A 15,371-nucleotide genomic window follows, 5' to 3' on the forward strand; every position below is an offset into this window, starting at 1 on the left:
CCTTAGGCCGGGCGAGTGGTGCGTTGTTCGATGCGCTTTTCCGGCGTCGTGTTCAGCACGATCCGTTGCACATAGATGCCGGGCAGGTGGATCTGATCGGGATCCAGGCTGCCGGTGTCAACGATTTCTTCGACTTCAACCACCGTGAACTTGCCGGCCATGGCGACGTTCGGGTTGAAGTTGCGGGCCGTCTTGCGGAACACTAGGTTGCCGCTGCGGTCGGCGATGTGCGCCTTGACCAGCGACACGTCCGGCGTCAGCGAACGTTCCATCACGTATTGCTGGCCGTCGAACTCGCGGATTTCCTTGCCGTCGGCCACGATGGTGCCCACGCCGGTGCGGGTGAAAAAGGCGGGAATGCCCGCGCCGCCGGCACGCAGCTTCTCGGCCAGCGTGCCCTGCGGGGTGAACTCAAGCTCGAGTTCGCCCGACAGGTACTGGCGTTCGAATTCCTTGTTTTCGCCCACGTAGGACGCGATCATCTTGCGCACCTGGCGCGTGTTCAGCAGTTGGCCCAAGCCAAAGCCGTCAACGCCCGCATTGTTGCTGACGCAGGTCAGGTCCTTCACGCCTGAATCGCGCAGCGCGGCGATCAGGGCTTCGGGAATACCGCAAAGGCCGAAACCGCCCACGGCGATCATCTGACCGTCCTTGACGATGCCTGCCAGCGCCTCCTGGGCGCTTGCAAAAACCTTGTCCATCGCTCCAACTCCTAGTTAAGGTCTAACCGAAGAGAGCCCGCCCCGCCGCTTGCGCGGTGTGTCCCATGGGGGAACAAGAAAATCGGGGTGAGCCCTGTTTTTCCTTGGAGCGCGGCTGCCGGCGTCGGCCCCAGACGGCATCGCTACACTGCCCGATGTCTCTGGGTCGCGGCGCCGAGGGTGGCGCGCCCCTTTATTTCTATTGTGATTTTGCGCTTGATTTTAACGGCATGACGGGCGATTCCGCGCCCCTAATCTCAAGCGGCCGCCTGAAATTGCGTGGCCATCTGCGCCAGCACTTCGGGCGGCCACGGTGCGGACGTATTGGCCACGTAGTCCATCCAGACTAGCACGTTGCGTCCGCGCGCATAGGGGCCGGCGTCGTCGCCGACCTTCTCCAGCAAGAGCTCAAATTCGGCGCTGGAACGGCCGATGCGCGTGACCTTGTGGATGACCCGGACCGTGGCCGGGTACGTCAACGGGCGCAGGAAATCGCACGAGGCGTGGGCCAGGATGGCGCCGTTGTCAGCGGGCAGCTCGAAGCCCGCGTCATACAGGATCTGCATGCGAGCCTCTTCCATGAGGCGGAAATACAGCGTGTTGTTCAGATGATTCAAGGCGTCTGAGTCGCCCCAACGCAAAGGCAATTCCACCTGATGGGTATCGCCCACCGCCAGAATCCGCGCAGACAGATTGTCCGGGTTCACCAATTACTCCTGAAGGCTAAAAGAAATACGAAGGCGTACACGGCCTCCGCCTGCAATACAATCGCCGATAATACTTCCAGCCAAATATGGAATACATACGGGGAGCTTTGCAAATGTCTGAACGCGAGTCGATGGAATATGACGTGGTCGTGGTTGGCGGTGGACCCGCCGGCTTGGCCACCGCAATCCGTCTAAAGCAGCTGGCCGCTGAAAAGAATCAGGAAATCGGCGTATGCGTCCTGGAGAAAGGCGCGGAACTGGGTGCACACATCCTGTCCGGCGCCGTCATGGACCCGCTGGCGCTGACCGAACTTATCCCCGATTGGAAAGAAAAAGGCGCACCGCTTACCGTGCCGGTCACGCAGGACAAGTTCATGTTCCTGTCCCAGACCGGCGCGCGCACCACGCCAAATTGGATGCTGCCGCCCTGTTTCCACAACGAGGGCAACTACATCGTTCGCCTGGGCGACGTCGTCAAATGGATGGGCGAGCAGGCCGAGGCGCTGGGCGTGGACATCTTCCCCGGCTTTGCCGCGGTTGAAGTGCTGTACGACGAAAACGGCGCCGTGCGCGGCGTGGCCACCGGCGACATGGGCGTGGCCCGCGACGGTTCCCACACCGACCACTACCAGCCCGGCATGGAACTGCATGCCCGTTACACCGTGTTCGGCGAAGGCTCGCGCGGCCAACTGGGCCGTCAACTGATCGAACGCTTCAAGCTGGACGACGGCCGCAACCCGCAGTCCTACGGCATCGGCATCAAGGAAATGTGGGAAGTCGACCCGGCGCAATCCAAGCCCGGTCTCGTCATCCACACGGCCGGCTGGCCGCTGGATTCCGACACCTACGGCGGTTCGTTCCTGTACCACCTGGACAACAACCTGGTGGCCGTGGGCATGATCGTCGGCCTGGATTACGCCAACCCCTGGCTGTCGCCGTTCGACGAATTCCAACGCTACAAGACGCACCCCGCCATCCGCGGCACGTTCGAAGGCGGCAAGCGCATTGCCTACGGCGCGCGCGCCATCACGGCGGGCGGTTTGATGTCCTTGCCCAAGCTGACGTTCCCGGGCGGCGTGCTGGTCGGCTGCGAGGCCGGCTTCCTGAATGCGTCCCGCATCAAGGGCAGCCATGCCGCCATCAAGTCGGGCAAGATGGCCGCCGAAGCCGCGTTTGACGCCCTGCTGGCCGACCGCCGCCAGGACGAACTGGCCGCGTATCCGAAGGCTTTCGAAAGTTCGTGGCTGCACGCGGAATTGAACAAGGCGCGCAACTTCAAGCAGTGGTTCAAGAAGGGCCGCACCATCGCCACGTTGATGACGGGCGTGGAGCAACTGCTGCTGAAGGGCAAGATGCCCTGGACCCTGCGCCACAACAAGCCCGACCACGCCTGTCTGCAACCGGCGTCGGAATGCGCGCGCATCGACTACCCGAAGCCCGATGGCAAGCTCACCTTCGACAAGCTCAGCTCGGTGTTCATTTCAAACACCAACCACGAAGAGAACGAGCCCGTCCACCTGACCTTGAAGGACCCGTCGGTGCCGGTGCAGGTGAACCTGGCCAAGTACGGCGGCCCGGAATCGCGTTACTGCCCGGCCGGCGTGTACGAGTTCATCAAGGACGATCACGGCGAAGACCGCTTGCAGATCAACGCGCAAAACTGCGTGCACTGCAAGACCTGCGACATTAAAGACCCTACCCAGAACATCGTCTGGGTGGCCCCGCAAGGCGGCGAAGGGCCCGTCTACAGCGGCATGTAAACCCCGGCCAGGGTTGTTGGATACCCTGCCTCAAGGCGCCTTCCGAGGCGCCTTTTTCACGAACCAAGGCGGCATCATGACTGAACGGGTACTTCTCATCGGCTGTGGCGACCTCGGCCAACGCGTGGCCCGGCGCTTCCTGGCGCGTGGCGACCAGGTGACCGCGCTGCGCCGCCACCCGCCCGCCGACGACAGCGGCATCCAATGGCTGCAAGGCGACATCACACGCGCGGACACCCTGCCCGCGCTGCCCGAAGGCGTTACGCGGCTGATCCACGTGCCCGCCCCCGGCGCGCGCGATGCCGCCGTCTACCAGGGCGTATTCGTTGACGGGCTGCGGCATGTGCTGGATGCGCTGGACACCTCGCAACTCAAGCGCGTGGTGTTCGTGTCGTCCAGCGCGGTGTATGGCGAACATCATGGCGGCTGGGTTGACGAAGACACGCCGCCCGCGCCGCAGGGCTTCAATGGCCAGGTGCTGCTTGAGGCCGAAGCGGCGCTGGCGGCGCGTGGATTTTCATCCACGTCGATTCGTTTCGCCGGGCTGTACGGGCCGGGCCGGCTGCAATTGATTGAACGCTTGCGTAGCGGCGCGGCGGGCGCGCCGCGCGAGCCCGAGCACTGGGCCAATCGCATCCACATCGACGACGCCGCCGGGGCGGTGTTCCATCTGGCGCTGTTGCCGGACGTGGCTCCGGTCTACATCGGCTGCGACGACACGCCGTTGCCGCTGCACGTGCTGTACACCGAGCTGGCCGCGATGATCGGCGCCCCCGCGCCGCGCGAGGCGCCCGCGCCTGCGAATGTCGGCAGCAAAAAACTCAGCAACGCACGCCTGCGCGCCAGCGGATTTACGTTGCAATGGCCGGATTCGCGCCAGGGCTACGCGGCGCTGCTGGCAGACGCAGGGTTGGCTGCAAGCTGATGCGCAGCGAGACGCTCGGCGTGATGTGTCGTGTGACCCTCTCGGCGTGATGTGTCGCGTGACGCGCCGCGCGGTGTACTGCGCAATGCAGGCATAGTTCGCCTCACATCGAATCATCGTCGGCCACCACCGCCGATACTGGCGGCAGACCCTGCCGGCCGCCGCATTCCACACGCGCCGCGCAACGTGAAACCGCCAAGGAGCCACCGCCATGATCGCCGTGATATTCGAAGTTGAACCCGCCAACGGCGACCCCGCCCGCTATCTCGACATTGCCGCCAGCCTGATCGACGAACTCAAGACCATCGACGGCTTCATATCCGTCGAACGCTTTCAAAGCCTGAGCACGCCGGGCAAGTTGCTGTCGCTGTCCTTCTGGCGCGATGAAGACGCCGTCAAGCGCTGGCGTTCACTGGAGTCGCACCGCCGCGCCCAAGAAGCGGGACGCGGCGGCGTGTTCCAGAACTATCGCCTGCGCGTGGCGCAGGTGCTGCGCGACTACGGCATGGACGAGCGCGACGAAGCGCCCACCGACAGCCGCACGCGGCATGGCTGACGCCGCCTGCGCCGTTCAGGCCAGGTGGCGCGCCACCGCCTGAACCACGCGCTGGACGTCGTCGGCCGACACGTCCAGGTGCGTAACCAGGCGCGTGGGGCCGCCGTACACGGCGCGCATCTGGATGCCTTCCTTGCCCAGCGCTTCGGTCAACGACTCGCATCGCGCCGGCTCGAACTCCACGAACAACATGTTCGTATCCTGGCTAAGTACCTTCACGCCCGGAATCGCCCGCAGGCCTTCGGCCAGCGCTCGGGCGTTTTCATGATCGTCGGCCAGGCGCGCCACGTGATGTTCCAGCGCATACAGGCAGGCAGCGGCCAGCACGCCGGACTGACGCAATCCGCCGCCCAGCACCTTGCGCCAGCGGTACGCGCGGGCGATCAGTTCCTTGCTGCCTACCAGCACCGATCCCACCGGCGCGCCCAAGCCCTTTGAAAAGCAGATGGATACCGAATCGAAGGGCTGGCACATGTCGACCAGCGGCTTGCCACTGGCCACCGCCGCGTTGAACACGCGCGCGCCATCCAGGTGGGTCGCCAAGCCTTCCTTGCGCGCCCAATCCGTGGCGGCCTGGATGTAGCCGGCCGGAATCAGCTTGCCGTGAAAGGTGTTTTCCAAGGCCAGCAAACGGGTGCGGGCAAAGTGGGGATCACCCTGGGGCTTGACCGCCGCCGCCAGCTTCTCCAGCGGCAGCGAGCCGTCTTCGGCGTGTTCGATGGGCTGGGGCTGGATGCTGCCCAGCACGGCCGCGCCACCGCCTTCGTACTTGTAGGTGTGCGCCAGTTGCCCCACCAGGTATTCATCGCCGCGATCGCAATGGGCCATCAACGCGGCCAGGTTGCTTTGCGTGCCCGACGGAAAGAACAGCCCCGCCGCCTTGCCGGCGCGCTCGGCCACGGCCGCTTGAAGCTGAATCACGGTGGGGTCGTCGCCCATCACGTCGTCACCCAAGGGGGCGGAAACCATGGCCTGCAACATGGCGGGCGTGGGCCGTGTGACGGTGTCGCTACGCAGATCGATCATTGGGGAATCCTTGATGGGGGAGTAGGAGGATCGGGAAGGTAAATGCGGAGTCAGGTGCTGCGGGAGGCCGGGGCGGCGGGCGCGGCCCGGCTCACCACAAAAATGCCAGCCAGGATCAGCGCCATGCCGCCCAGTTCGACCAGCGAGGGGCGCTCGGACAGAATCGCCCAGGCCAGCAGCATGGCCACCACCGGCACACCCAGGCTGGACAGGCCGGCAATCGATGCGGGCACGCGGCGCACCACCTGCAACCACAGCAGCCAGCCCGCCGCCGTGGCAATCAAGATGATGTAGGTCATGCCCGTCCATAGCGGCCAGTCCCATTGCGCCGTCATCTGCGGCACCAGGTACGCCACCGGCACCATGACCAGGCCGCCGAACAGCATCTGCCACGCGGTAAACGTCATGACGTCGGGCGCGTGGCGTTCAAACATGCGCTTGGACAGCACCGTGCCCACGCCCCAGCACAGGCCGCTGCCCAGGCCCAGCAACACGGGGCGCATATCGCCCAGGCCGTTCCAAGGTTCCACGAAACAGACCAGGCCGATTGCCGCCAGGCCGATGCCCACGCCATGCTTGGCCGACGGGCGCTCGCCCAGCAGCCACCACGCAAACAGCACCACCCAGAACGGCATGGTGTAGGCCATCAGCGAGACCTTGCCCACGCCGCCCGACACCAGCGCCGTCTGCACGAAGCCCTGGAATCCCGCCGTCTGGGTCAGGCCGATCAACAGAGTCAGTTTCCACGGGGGCATGCCCAGCGGCCGACGGGTCGCGATGGCCAGCGCGAACAGCACCAGGCTGCCCACCACATAGCGCAGCGCCACGAAGTCGAAGGGGCCGATATAAGGCACGATCAGTTTCATCGCGATCCAGCTACCCGCCCAGACCACGATGGTGCTGAACATCAGGGCAAGTCCTGCGCGATCGAAACTGCTGCGGCTCACGTGGTTGGCTCCGTCTTGTGTGGGTGAGAAATGCAAGGGCACAAAATGAAAAGACGCCCGGACCGGCGATTACCGGTGCGGGCGTCTGACATTATGCTCCTGTCGCCAGGTGGTCGATCGGCCGTTTATGGCCGATCGCACTTACAGCGGCTTGGCCAATTGCTCAAGAATGGCGGGATTTTCAAGCGTGGACACGTCCTGCGTGACTTCCTCGCCCTTGGCTACCACGCGCAGCAGACGGCGCATGATCTTGCCCGAACGGGTCTTCGGCAGGTTGTCGCCAAAGCGGATGTCCTTGGGCTTCGCGATGGGGCCGATTTCCTTGGCGACCCAGTCGCGCAACTGCTTGGCGATGGCTTGTGCGGCTTCGCCTTCGGGACGCGCCTGCTTGAGCACCACGAAAGCCACCACGGCTTCGCCGGTGGTGTCGTCCGGACGGCCGACCACGGCGGCTTCCGCCACCAGTTCGTGCGCCACCAAGGCCGACTCGACTTCCATCGTGCCCAGGCGGTGGCCCGACACGTTCAGCACGTCGTCGATGCGGCCCATGATCCAGAAGTAGCCGTCCGCATCGCGCTGCGCGCCGTCGCCGGCCAGGTAATAGCCGCGCAGCTCCGACGGGAAGTAGCTTTTCTTGAAGCGCTCCGGGTCGCCCCAGATGTTGCGGATCATCGCGGGCCACGGGCGCTTGATGACCAGGAACCCGCCATTGCCTTTTTCGACGTCGCCGCCGGTTTCATCAACGATGGCGGCGGCGATACCCGGCAGCGGCAGCGTGCACGAGCCCGGCTTGGTCGGCGTGGCGCCCGGCAAGGGGGTAATCATGTGGCCGCCGGTTTCGGTCTGCCACCAGGTGTCGACGATGGGGCAGCGTTCGCGGCCGACATGCTTGTGATACCACATCCAGGCTTCGGGGTTGATGGGCTCGCCCACCGTGCCGATGATGCGCAGGCTGTCCAGATCGTAATTTTTCGGGTGCGCGTCCGGCGTCGTTTCCGACGCCTTGATCAGCGAACGGATGGCCGTGGGCGCCGTGTAGAACGTGGTGACCTTGTGGCGCGCGATCATGTCCCAGAAGCGGCCGGCATTGGGGTACGTGGGCACGCCCTCGAACACCACCTGCGTCAATCCGGCGGCCAGCGGGCCGTAGGTGATGTAGGTGTGGCCAGTGACCCAGCCCACATCGGCCGTGCACCAGTAGACGTCGTCCTTGCGGGCGTCGAAGGTCCACTTCACGGTCAGCAGCGCCCACAGCAGGTAGCCCGCCGACGAGTGCTGCACGCCCTTGGGCTTGCCGGTGGAACCGGACGTGTAAAGAATGAAGAGCGGGTGTTCGGCGTTGACCGGCACGGGTTCGCAGGTGTCGGGCTGGCCGGCTTCGACCTCGTGCATCCAGAGGTCGCGGCCTTCGTTCCACTGCACCTTGCCGCCGGTGCGGCGGTACACGATCACTTTGCCGACGGCTTCGCAGCCGCCCATGGCGATGGCGTCTTCCACGGCGGGCTTGAGCGGAATGGTCTTGCCGCCGCGCACTTGTTCGTCGGCGGTGATGACCAGCGATGCGCCCACGTCCACGATGCGCTCTTGCAGGCTCTTGGCCGAAAAGCCGCCGAACACCACCGAGTGCGTCACGCCCAGGCGCGCGCAAGCCTGCATGGCCACCACGGCTTCGATCGACATGGGCATGTAGATGATGGCGCGGTCGCCCTTCTTGTAGCCCAGGTCCTTCAGGCCATTGGCGAAGCGGCACACGCGCGCCAGCAGTTCGCGGTAGCTGACCTTGTTCACCGTGCCGTCGTCGCCTTCAAAGATGATGGCGGTCTTGTCGGCGTTGCCGTTGGTCAGGTGCACGTCCAGGCAGTTGGCCGACACGTTCAGTTCACCATCGCCGAACCAGCGGTAGAACGGCGCGTCGGATTCATCCAGCACTTGCGTGAAGGGCTTGGTCCATTGCAGATTGTCGCGGGCCTGGCCGGCCCAGAAGCCGTCGAAGTCGTTTTCCACTTGGGCACACAGCGCGTTGTAGGCGTCCATGCTGGGAATCGCCGCGCCCTGGGCCGCGCGCTCGGGCGGCGGAAAGACGCGGGTTTCTACCAAGACGGACTCAATTGCATTCGACATGATCTTGTCTCCAAACGGTGATTTTGTTGTTGATGCCGCTGTTTTGCCTTGGCCGCCGAACCGCAAGCTTCGTGAGGGCGTGCGGCGCAGGGACATTTCTTATCCACCCACCACCGTATCGCCACGCTCTTACGGGCACCTTACGCAAAAACCGGGCCGGAGCCCGAGCAATCAACGCAAGGCATCACGCAACACACGTGATGCCTTGAAGGCAGTGCATAAGGATAGCAGCCTGATCAACACCACGGCAGGCTGCCGCAGGCGTTGATTCAGACGGCGGGACGCCGCGCCAGGCCGCGTTTCATATCGACGCGCGACAACAGGATGAGGCCGCCCACGAAGAACACACCGGTCACCAGGATGGCCAGGCGATGGTTGCCATCCGTAGCCCAGGTGACGATGCCGTAGGTCAACGGCCCAATCACCGCGGCCAACTGCACGGCAAAGGTCCACAGCGAATAGAACTCGGCCAGGCGGCCGGCAGGCGCCAGCGCGCCGGTCATGGCGCGGCCGGCGCTTTGGGTCGTGCCCATGCATAGCCCCGCCAACGTGGCGGCGACCCAGAACACCGGCGCCGTCACAGCCGAATATGCCACCAGCACCATCACGATCCAGCCGCACAAGGTGATGGCCAGCGCCGGCTTGTGGCCGATGCGGTCTTGCACATAACCGAACGAGAACGCCCCTACGGCAGCGCCGATATTCACGGTGAACACCAGCAGCATGATCTGCGGCGTGGTGAACCCCATGACTTCGGATGCGTAAACGGCGGCCAGCGTGATGACGACCGAGATCCCCGCCTGATAGCAGGCAATGCACATCAGCAGGCGACGGAACTCGGGAAAGTGCTGGCCGGTTTCGCGCCAGGCATAGGCCAGGCGCTTCAGCATGTGCAGCGCTTGCGGCTTGACCGCCTGCGGCCGCGCACGCTCTTTCAGCAAAAAGAATGACGGCAGCGCCGCCAACGCGAATACCGAGCACGTCACCACGATGACCCAGGGCACGAAATGTTCCGCTGTCATGCCACGGGCTTCGGCCGATGTCACCACCACCAGCGACAAGCCCAGCGTCAGCATGCCGCCGCAATAACCGAAGCTCCAGCCCCAGCCCGATACGCGGCCCAGCGCGGCCGGGCGGGCAAGTTCGGGCAGGAACGCCGCCACCACGGACTCTCCCACGCAGTAGCAATAGTTGGACACCACGATGGCGGCCAGCGCCAGCCATACGTCGCCGGGGCCGGCTTGCGTCAGGACCAGCGTGGCGGCCACGCAGCCGATGGTGCTGGAATACAGCAGACGACGCTTGCTGCCGCTGGCGTCGGCGCGCGCGCCCAGCGTGGGCATCGTCAACATGATGAGCAGGTAGGACAGCGACAGCGCCGCCGTCCAGGCCAGCGTGGCCCATGGGGCTCGCCCGCCGACCACGCCAACAAAATAGGTGCTGAACACCGCCGTGAGGATGACGGTGGTGTAGCCGGAATTCGCGAAGTCGTACATGGCCCAGGCCCAGACTTCGCGTTTAGCCACGCCGGGGTTCAAGGCGCTGGCGCCCCCTGCCCCGACTTCAGGCGTGGAACCGCCCGTGGGCGGTTCCGGCAATTGCGTCTGGCTCACAGGCCCAGCGCGGCAATGCCTGCTTGCGCGATCAGCACGTCTTCGGTCGACTTCACGCCCGACACGCCGACGGCGCCCACCACATGGCCGTTGACGGTGACCGGCACGCCGCCTTCCAGCATGCCTTCGATCAGCGGAGCCGACAGGAACGACACGCGGCCGTTGTTGATCATCTCTTCGTAGATGCGCGATTCGCGGCGGCCCAGCGCGGCGGTCTTGGCCTTGGCGGGCGCAATGTGCGCCGAGATGGGGGCCGCGTCATCCAGACGCAGCATGCCAAGCAGGTGGCCACCATCATCGACCACCGAGATGGTCACGGCCCACTTGTTCTGCACGGCGTGTGCTTCGGCCGCGGCGAGGATCTTCTTGACGTCTTCGGCGCTCAGCACGGGTTTGGTATTCATTGCAACGACTCCTTGATCTGTTCCAGGGCGGATGGGTCTTCAATGGTCGTCAGGTCTCCGGGATCGCGGCCTTCGCATACTGCGACGATCGCACGGCGCAACACCTTGCCCGAACGGGTCTTGGGCAATGCGCCCACGAACCGGATCCTGGCGGGTCTTGCCACCGCTCCCAGCTGATCTTCCACCAGCCGCATGATATCGCCTTCCAGCTGCTTTGCCCCGTCGGGCGTCTCGGCCCCGGCGGGATTCTTCAACACGGCGAACGCCATCGCGACCTGGCCCTTCAACGCATCCGCCACGCCCACCACCGCGCATTCGGCAATTCCGCTGTGGCTGTTGACGGATTCCTCGATTTCTCGCGTACCAAGACGGTGACCTGCCACGTTGATCACGTCGTCGGTACGGCCCAGGATGAACCAGTAACCGTCCGCGTCCACCCGCCCCCAATCAAACGTGGAATACACCTGCCGCCCGGGAATCGACGTGAAATACGTCTGCACGAAACGCGCGTCGTCGCCCCAGATCGTGGACATGGCGCCGGGCGGCAGCGGCGGCACGATTGCCACCACGCCTTTTTCGTCCGGCCCCAGGTCTTCGCCCGTGGCCTCGCTGACGATGCGCGCATCAAAGCCGTAGACAGGAAATGATGGGCTGCCGAAGCGGGTCGGCACGTTTTCAACACCAGGCTGCGCGGACAGGATCGGCCAGCCGGACTCGGTCTGCCAGTAGTTGTCGATGATGGGTTTGCCCAGCCCTTGCGAAATCCAGGTGGCGGTCGGCTCGTCCAGCGGCTCGCCCGCCAGATACGCCGCGCGCAGGCTGGACAGGTCATGGCGCTTGAGCAGCGCGGGGTCCTGCCGCTTGAGCACCCGCACCGCGGTGGGCGCGGAAAACAAGGTGTTCACGCCGAACTGCTCCACCAGTTTCCACAGGATGGCGCCATCGGGGCGCACCGGCGTGCCTTCATACAGCACCGTGGCCTGCCCGCCGATCAAGGGGCCGTAGACAATATAGGAATGGCCGACCACCCAGCCGATGTCGCTGGTGCAGAAAAACGTATCGCCCGCGCGGCCGTTGAACAGGTATTCCATGGACGACGCCAGCGCTACCGCATAGCCGCCCGTGTCGCGCTGCACGCCCTTGGGCTTGCCGGTGGTGCCGGACGTGTAAAGGATGTAGCTGGGCTCGGACGATTCCAACCATTGCACCGGCACCCGGGCGCCACGGTGGCGCGCGCGCAAGGTCGCGTAATCCAGGTCGCGTCCGGCCACGGGTTCGAAGGGCGCCAGGCCCCGGTCAAACACCACTACCGACGCGGGCGGCGACTTCGCCAGGCCCAAGGCCTTGTCCAACAAGGGCTTGTACGGCACCACCTTGCCGCCGCGCGACCCGCCATCGGTGCACACCACGACCTTGGGCGCGGCGTCGTCGATGCGCTGGGCCAGGTTGACGGAAGCAAACCCGCCGAACACCACCGAATGCACCGCGCCGATCCGAGCGCAGGCCAGCATGGTGAACACGGCTTCGGGCACCATCGGCATGTACAGCAACACGCGATCGCCCCGCCCCACGCCCAGCTCCTTGAGCATGGCGGCGGCCGCGTTGACCTCTTCGTACACGTCTTGCCGGGTGTACGTTCGCTCTTGCTCCACCTCGGTGGACACCCAGATCAGCGCGGGGTGGTCAGCCTGAGTCGGCAACCATCGGTCGACCGCGTTGTAGCAAAGATTGGTCGTTCCGCCCACGAACCACTTGGCGAATGGCGGCCGAGAGAAATCCAGGACAGACTGAAAAGGCGTATCCCAGTGGATGCGTCCCGCCTCCTCGCGCCAGAAGCCATCCCGGTCATGCAATGATCTGTAATGGAAATCCCGAGTTTTTTGCATTTGTGTCTCCTGGTATTGTTCGTACGCCTTAAGGCGGATTGATTTCTTGCGAATCTTTCGGTCATTTTGGTAGGCAAACCTTGCACGAGGCTTGCCACAAGTCAAAAATATTCTTCCAAACGTCCACGCGGCACGGAACCGTTACTGATCTGGCACTGATTAGTAATAAAAGTTTGGTAGAATGCCCGCGAAGTTGTAGATAATTGTTGATTCTGCTGACATTTCGGCCCAATCCACGGCTAATTCCGTGGTTTTTGCTGTGAAAAAGCAGGTCATCCCAGGCGAATGCATCGACACTCCATACTCGCGCGATTCTATTCATCCACTGGCCAGGCAAAGCGCGGTCTGCGTACGCTCGCGCTGATGGCATGTGTTGCGAGTCTGGCAGGTTGTGCAGGCACCGGGCAAAAGTCAACCGCCCATACGTCCGAGATTGACCCGTACGAAATGGAATGGGTCGCCACCGCCGATGACCCTATCGGCATGCTGGTAACGCAAAAGTTCAAGCGCGATCGCCAGGGCCGCAATGCCGGCAACGCCGGGGCGAATGGCGGCGACAACGCCATGGTCAGCGAAGCCCTGAACTACCTGGGCATCCGCTACCGCTTCGGCGGAAGCACCCCCGAAACCGGTTTTGATTGCAGCGGCTTGGTCTCGTACTCCGCTGAACGCTCCTTGGGCCTGAAACTGCCGCGCAATGCCGCCGAAATGGCCCAGCAAGGTGTCTCGGTCGCCAAAAACGAATTGAAAGCCGGCGACCTGGTCTTCTTCAATACCATGGGACGCCGCTATTCACACGTGGGCATCTACCTGGGCGACGACCGCTTCGTGCATTCGCCCAGCGCCGGTGGCGTCGTGCGCGTGGAAAGCATGACCATGGCCTACTGGACCAAGCGCTACAACGGCGCCCGCCGGCTGGACAACAGCTTGATGGCTTCGGCCCGCGCCGCCAACTGATTCCCTGCTTCCGGCATGCTCGCACAAGCGCTTGCCGAAACGCCATACCCCAAAAGCAAAACGCCGTCAGACTTTGGTCTGACGGCGTTTTTCATTGCTCTTCGCGGCCCGGGGGCCGCAGGCCGTTTCGGCCTCCCCAGTTTTTATGGTCCAGCGACAAGCAGTGAATTCAGTGCACGGTGCCTGCACGCGAGCACAGGCCGCATTGCTGCAGGGCTTGCTGCATGCTGCATACCGAACGGCGACAAGCCACGACCCGGATGCCGCCACGCTGCGCCGCGTTGCGGAAGGTCTTCATGACGTTGTGGCCGAGGAAGTCGGTCAGCAAAATAACCAGTTGGGTGCCCGAAGGCAGTTGTAGCGTCTTCTTCTGATGCGAGGGATCACGGCCGCTGATGTGATGCGTGATCGAAATGTTGTGTCCTTTGAGCAGATCCGGAATATTACCCAGTCGATCTGCCCCAACCACTACTGCACTGAGTCCTGCCGTCATGATGAACCTCACTGGTCGTTGAGCCTGGATGTAATGATAATGATTCCTATTTTTTAGTCAACTTAAATGAGATCGGTTCTTATTTAATTATTTATATGAGCTAGTGAAAAGGGATAGCGAGATTTGCTATCAGCCAGGGAACTCGCGGCTGTCCGGCCGGTCGCGCCACTACCGGCACGCTGCGGTTGCCCAAAAAAAAGCGCGCCGTCCGAGGACGCCGCGCTGGTTTGATAGCGAAAAGGACTTCCGCCTATTTCGGCGTGCCCTGCACTGCCGCGGACACGACCGCCCGCGTCAGCGAGGGCGCCAGCATTTCCAGGAACGTGTAGACGTAGTCGCGCAGGAACACACCCGATTTCACACCCACGCGCGTCGTGTGCGTGCCGAAGAGATGCCCCACCGGCAGGCCCACCAGGTTCGAGTCGCGGCGCGGGTCATAGGCCACGCCGGCGATGATGCCGATACCCAGCCCCACGTCCACGTAGGTCTTGATCACGTCGGCGTCAATGGCTTCCAGCACGATGTCGGGGTGGATGCCCTGGTTGGCGAATACCTCGTCGATCGTGCTGCGGCCCGTGAACGCGCGGTCGTAGGTCACGATGGGGTGTTCCGCCAGTTGCGCCAGCGACAAGCGCTTGGCGGCGCTGGACGTCAATTCAGCCAGCGGATGGTCCGGGCGCACCACCACGGTGTGCTCCCACGCGTAAACGGGCAAGGTGGCAAGGCCCGGCGTCAGCGCCAGGGACTCGGTTGCCAGCGCCAGATCGGCCTGCTCATGCAGGACCATTTCCGCCAATTGCGCCGGGCTGCCTTCGGCCAGCGACAAATGCACTTTGGGAAATTGCTTGCGGAACGCGGGGATCACGCGGGGCAACAGGTAGCGTGCTTGAGTGTGGGTGCAGGCGATGACCAGGCCACCCTCGTCACGCCGGGCGAATTCATCGCTGACTTTTTTCAGGTTGTCGACCTCGCGCATGATGCGGTCGATCACTTGCGATACGGCCAAGCCGGGCTTGGTCAGACCTTTGATGCGCTTGCCATGGCGTTCGAAGATCTTGATGCCCAGCTCGTCTTCGAATTCGATGATGGCCTTGGAGACTCCAGGCTGCGAGGTATAGAGCATCCGGGCGGCTTCGGTCAGGTTGAAGTCGCGCCGGATGGTTTCACGCACAAAACGAAATTGCTGGAGGTTCATTGAATTGGCCCCTGATAGATCGGCCAATTATAAGTAATAAGGACGCCTCGCTATATAACTTATTTATATAAGCTTAGGAG

General features: G+C 63.6%; 14 protein-coding genes. 4 read left to right on the top strand and 10 right to left on the bottom strand.

Annotated elements, in window-relative coordinates; all coding sequences use genetic code 11:
• Positions 1–2: 2 nt before the first annotated feature.
• Together M2361_RS22450 and M2361_RS22455 are read right to left on the bottom strand one after the other, a co-directional pair.
• Entirely contained in the window at positions 3–701 is a 699-nt protein-coding gene (locus M2361_RS22450) for a CoA transferase subunit A (RefSeq protein ID WP_050447666.1), read from the bottom strand.
• Positions 702–958: 257 nt separating this feature from the next.
• Positions 959–1,408 carry a thioesterase family protein gene (locus M2361_RS22455; RefSeq protein ID WP_167401066.1) on the bottom strand — a complete coding sequence of 150 codons (450 nt, stop codon included), beginning with the start codon at positions 1,406–1,408 and terminating at the stop codon, positions 959–961.
• A 113-nt stretch (positions 1,409–1,521) separates the two neighbouring features.
• On the opposite strand from M2361_RS22455, the gene M2361_RS22460 reads away from it, so the two are divergent.
• The 3 genes from M2361_RS22460 (at position 1,522) to M2361_RS22470 (ending at position 4,649) form a co-directional block, all read left to right on the top strand.
• Entirely contained in the window at positions 1,522–3,168 is a 1,647-nt protein-coding gene (locus tag M2361_RS22460) for an electron transfer flavoprotein-ubiquinone oxidoreductase (RefSeq protein WP_259251855.1), read from the top strand.
• Positions 3,169–3,244: 76 nt separating this feature from the next.
• Positions 3,245–4,093 (top strand): NAD-dependent epimerase/dehydratase family protein, encoded by an 849-nt coding sequence (locus tag M2361_RS22465; RefSeq protein WP_259251856.1) that lies wholly within the window; start codon positions 3,245–3,247, stop codon positions 4,091–4,093.
• Between the two features lie 211 nt (positions 4,094–4,304).
• Entirely contained in the window at positions 4,305–4,649 is a 345-nt protein-coding gene (locus tag M2361_RS22470; RefSeq protein WP_259251857.1) for an antibiotic biosynthesis monooxygenase, read from the top strand.
• A 15-nt stretch (positions 4,650–4,664) separates the two neighbouring features.
• On the opposite strand, the gene ltaE is transcribed toward M2361_RS22470, so the two are convergent.
• From ltaE to M2361_RS22500, 6 genes are all read right to left on the bottom strand, one after another.
• Entirely contained in the window at positions 4,665–5,675 is a 1,011-nt protein-coding gene (gene ltaE / locus M2361_RS22475; protein ID WP_259251858.1) for a low-specificity L-threonine aldolase, read from the bottom strand.
• Positions 5,676–5,725: 50 nt separating this feature from the next.
• Positions 5,726–6,622: a DMT family transporter gene (locus M2361_RS22480; RefSeq protein WP_259251859.1), complete on the bottom strand. Its 897-nt coding sequence runs from the start codon at positions 6,620–6,622 to the stop codon at positions 5,726–5,728.
• Between the two features lie 141 nt (positions 6,623–6,763).
• Positions 6,764–8,743 (bottom strand): acetate--CoA ligase, encoded by a 1,980-nt coding sequence (acs, locus tag M2361_RS22485; RefSeq protein WP_259251860.1) that lies wholly within the window; start codon positions 8,741–8,743, stop codon positions 6,764–6,766.
• Between the two features lie 269 nt (positions 8,744–9,012).
• Positions 9,013–10,356: an MFS transporter gene (locus M2361_RS22490; protein WP_404976437.1), complete on the bottom strand. Its 1,344-nt coding sequence runs from the start codon at positions 10,354–10,356 to the stop codon at positions 9,013–9,015.
• Positions 10,353–10,760, bottom strand: coding sequence for a heme-binding protein (locus M2361_RS22495; protein ID WP_006218075.1), 408 nt, complete (start codon positions 10,758–10,760; stop codon positions 10,353–10,355). The genes M2361_RS22490 and M2361_RS22495 overlap by 4 nt, the downstream gene beginning before the upstream one ends.
• Positions 10,757–12,685 carry a propionate--CoA ligase gene (locus tag M2361_RS22500; protein WP_259252649.1) on the bottom strand — a complete coding sequence of 643 codons (1,929 nt, stop codon included), beginning with the start codon at positions 12,683–12,685 and terminating at the stop codon, positions 10,757–10,759. Before M2361_RS22500 ends, M2361_RS22495 begins: the two co-directional genes overlap by 4 nt.
• Positions 12,686–12,931: 246 nt before the next feature.
• Between M2361_RS22500 and M2361_RS22505 the strand changes: the two genes are divergently transcribed.
• Positions 12,932–13,603 carry a C40 family peptidase gene (locus tag M2361_RS22505; RefSeq protein ID WP_259251861.1) on the top strand — a complete coding sequence of 224 codons (672 nt, stop codon included), beginning with the start codon at positions 12,932–12,934 and terminating at the stop codon, positions 13,601–13,603.
• A 169-nt stretch (positions 13,604–13,772) separates the two neighbouring features.
• Here the strand turns inward: M2361_RS22505 and M2361_RS22510 are convergent, their stop codons facing one another.
• The gene (locus M2361_RS22510) at positions 13,773–14,096 is read right to left on the bottom strand and encodes a DUF2325 domain-containing protein (protein WP_039883953.1); all 324 of its coding nucleotides are present in this window, start codon (positions 14,094–14,096) and stop codon (positions 13,773–13,775) included.
• Positions 14,097–14,346: 250 nt separating this feature from the next.
• Positions 14,347–15,291, bottom strand: coding sequence for a CysB family HTH-type transcriptional regulator (locus tag M2361_RS22515; RefSeq protein ID WP_100857303.1), 945 nt, complete (start codon positions 15,289–15,291; stop codon positions 14,347–14,349).
• Positions 15,292–15,371: the final 80 nt, after the last annotated feature.

Source organism: Achromobacter sp. JUb104 (assembly GCF_024806975.1).
GTDB classification, from domain to species: domain Bacteria; phylum Pseudomonadota; class Gammaproteobacteria; order Burkholderiales; family Burkholderiaceae_B; genus Achromobacter; species Achromobacter spanius.

What these genes read in the sequence shown, in the direction of transcription:
- M2361_RS22450 (WP_050447666.1), bottom strand. Translation starts at nt 701, where the DNA reads ATGGACAAGGTTTTTGCAAGCGCCCAGGAGGCGCTGGCAGGCATCGTC.
- M2361_RS22460 (WP_259251855.1), top strand. Translation starts at nt 1,522, where the DNA reads ATGTCTGAACGCGAGTCGATGGAATATGACGTGGTCGTGGTTGGCGGT.
- M2361_RS22465 (WP_259251856.1), top strand. Translation starts at nt 3,245, where the DNA reads ATGACTGAACGGGTACTTCTCATCGGCTGTGGCGACCTCGGCCAACGC.
- M2361_RS22470 (WP_259251857.1), top strand. Translation starts at nt 4,305, where the DNA reads ATGATCGCCGTGATATTCGAAGTTGAACCCGCCAACGGCGACCCCGCC.
- ltaE (WP_259251858.1), bottom strand. Translation starts at nt 5,675, where the DNA reads ATGATCGATCTGCGTAGCGACACCGTCACACGGCCCACGCCCGCCATG.
- acs (WP_259251860.1), bottom strand. Translation starts at nt 8,743, where the DNA reads ATGTCGAATGCAATTGAGTCCGTCTTGGTAGAAACCCGCGTCTTTCCG.
- M2361_RS22495 (WP_006218075.1), bottom strand. Translation starts at nt 10,760, where the DNA reads ATGAATACCAAACCCGTGCTGAGCGCCGAAGACGTCAAGAAGATCCTC.
- M2361_RS22505 (WP_259251861.1), top strand. Translation starts at nt 12,932, where the DNA reads ATGCATCGACACTCCATACTCGCGCGATTCTATTCATCCACTGGCCAG.
- M2361_RS22510 (WP_039883953.1), bottom strand. Translation starts at nt 14,096, where the DNA reads ATGACGGCAGGACTCAGTGCAGTAGTGGTTGGGGCAGATCGACTGGGT.
- M2361_RS22515 (WP_100857303.1), bottom strand. Translation starts at nt 15,291, where the DNA reads ATGAACCTCCAGCAATTTCGTTTTGTGCGTGAAACCATCCGGCGCGAC.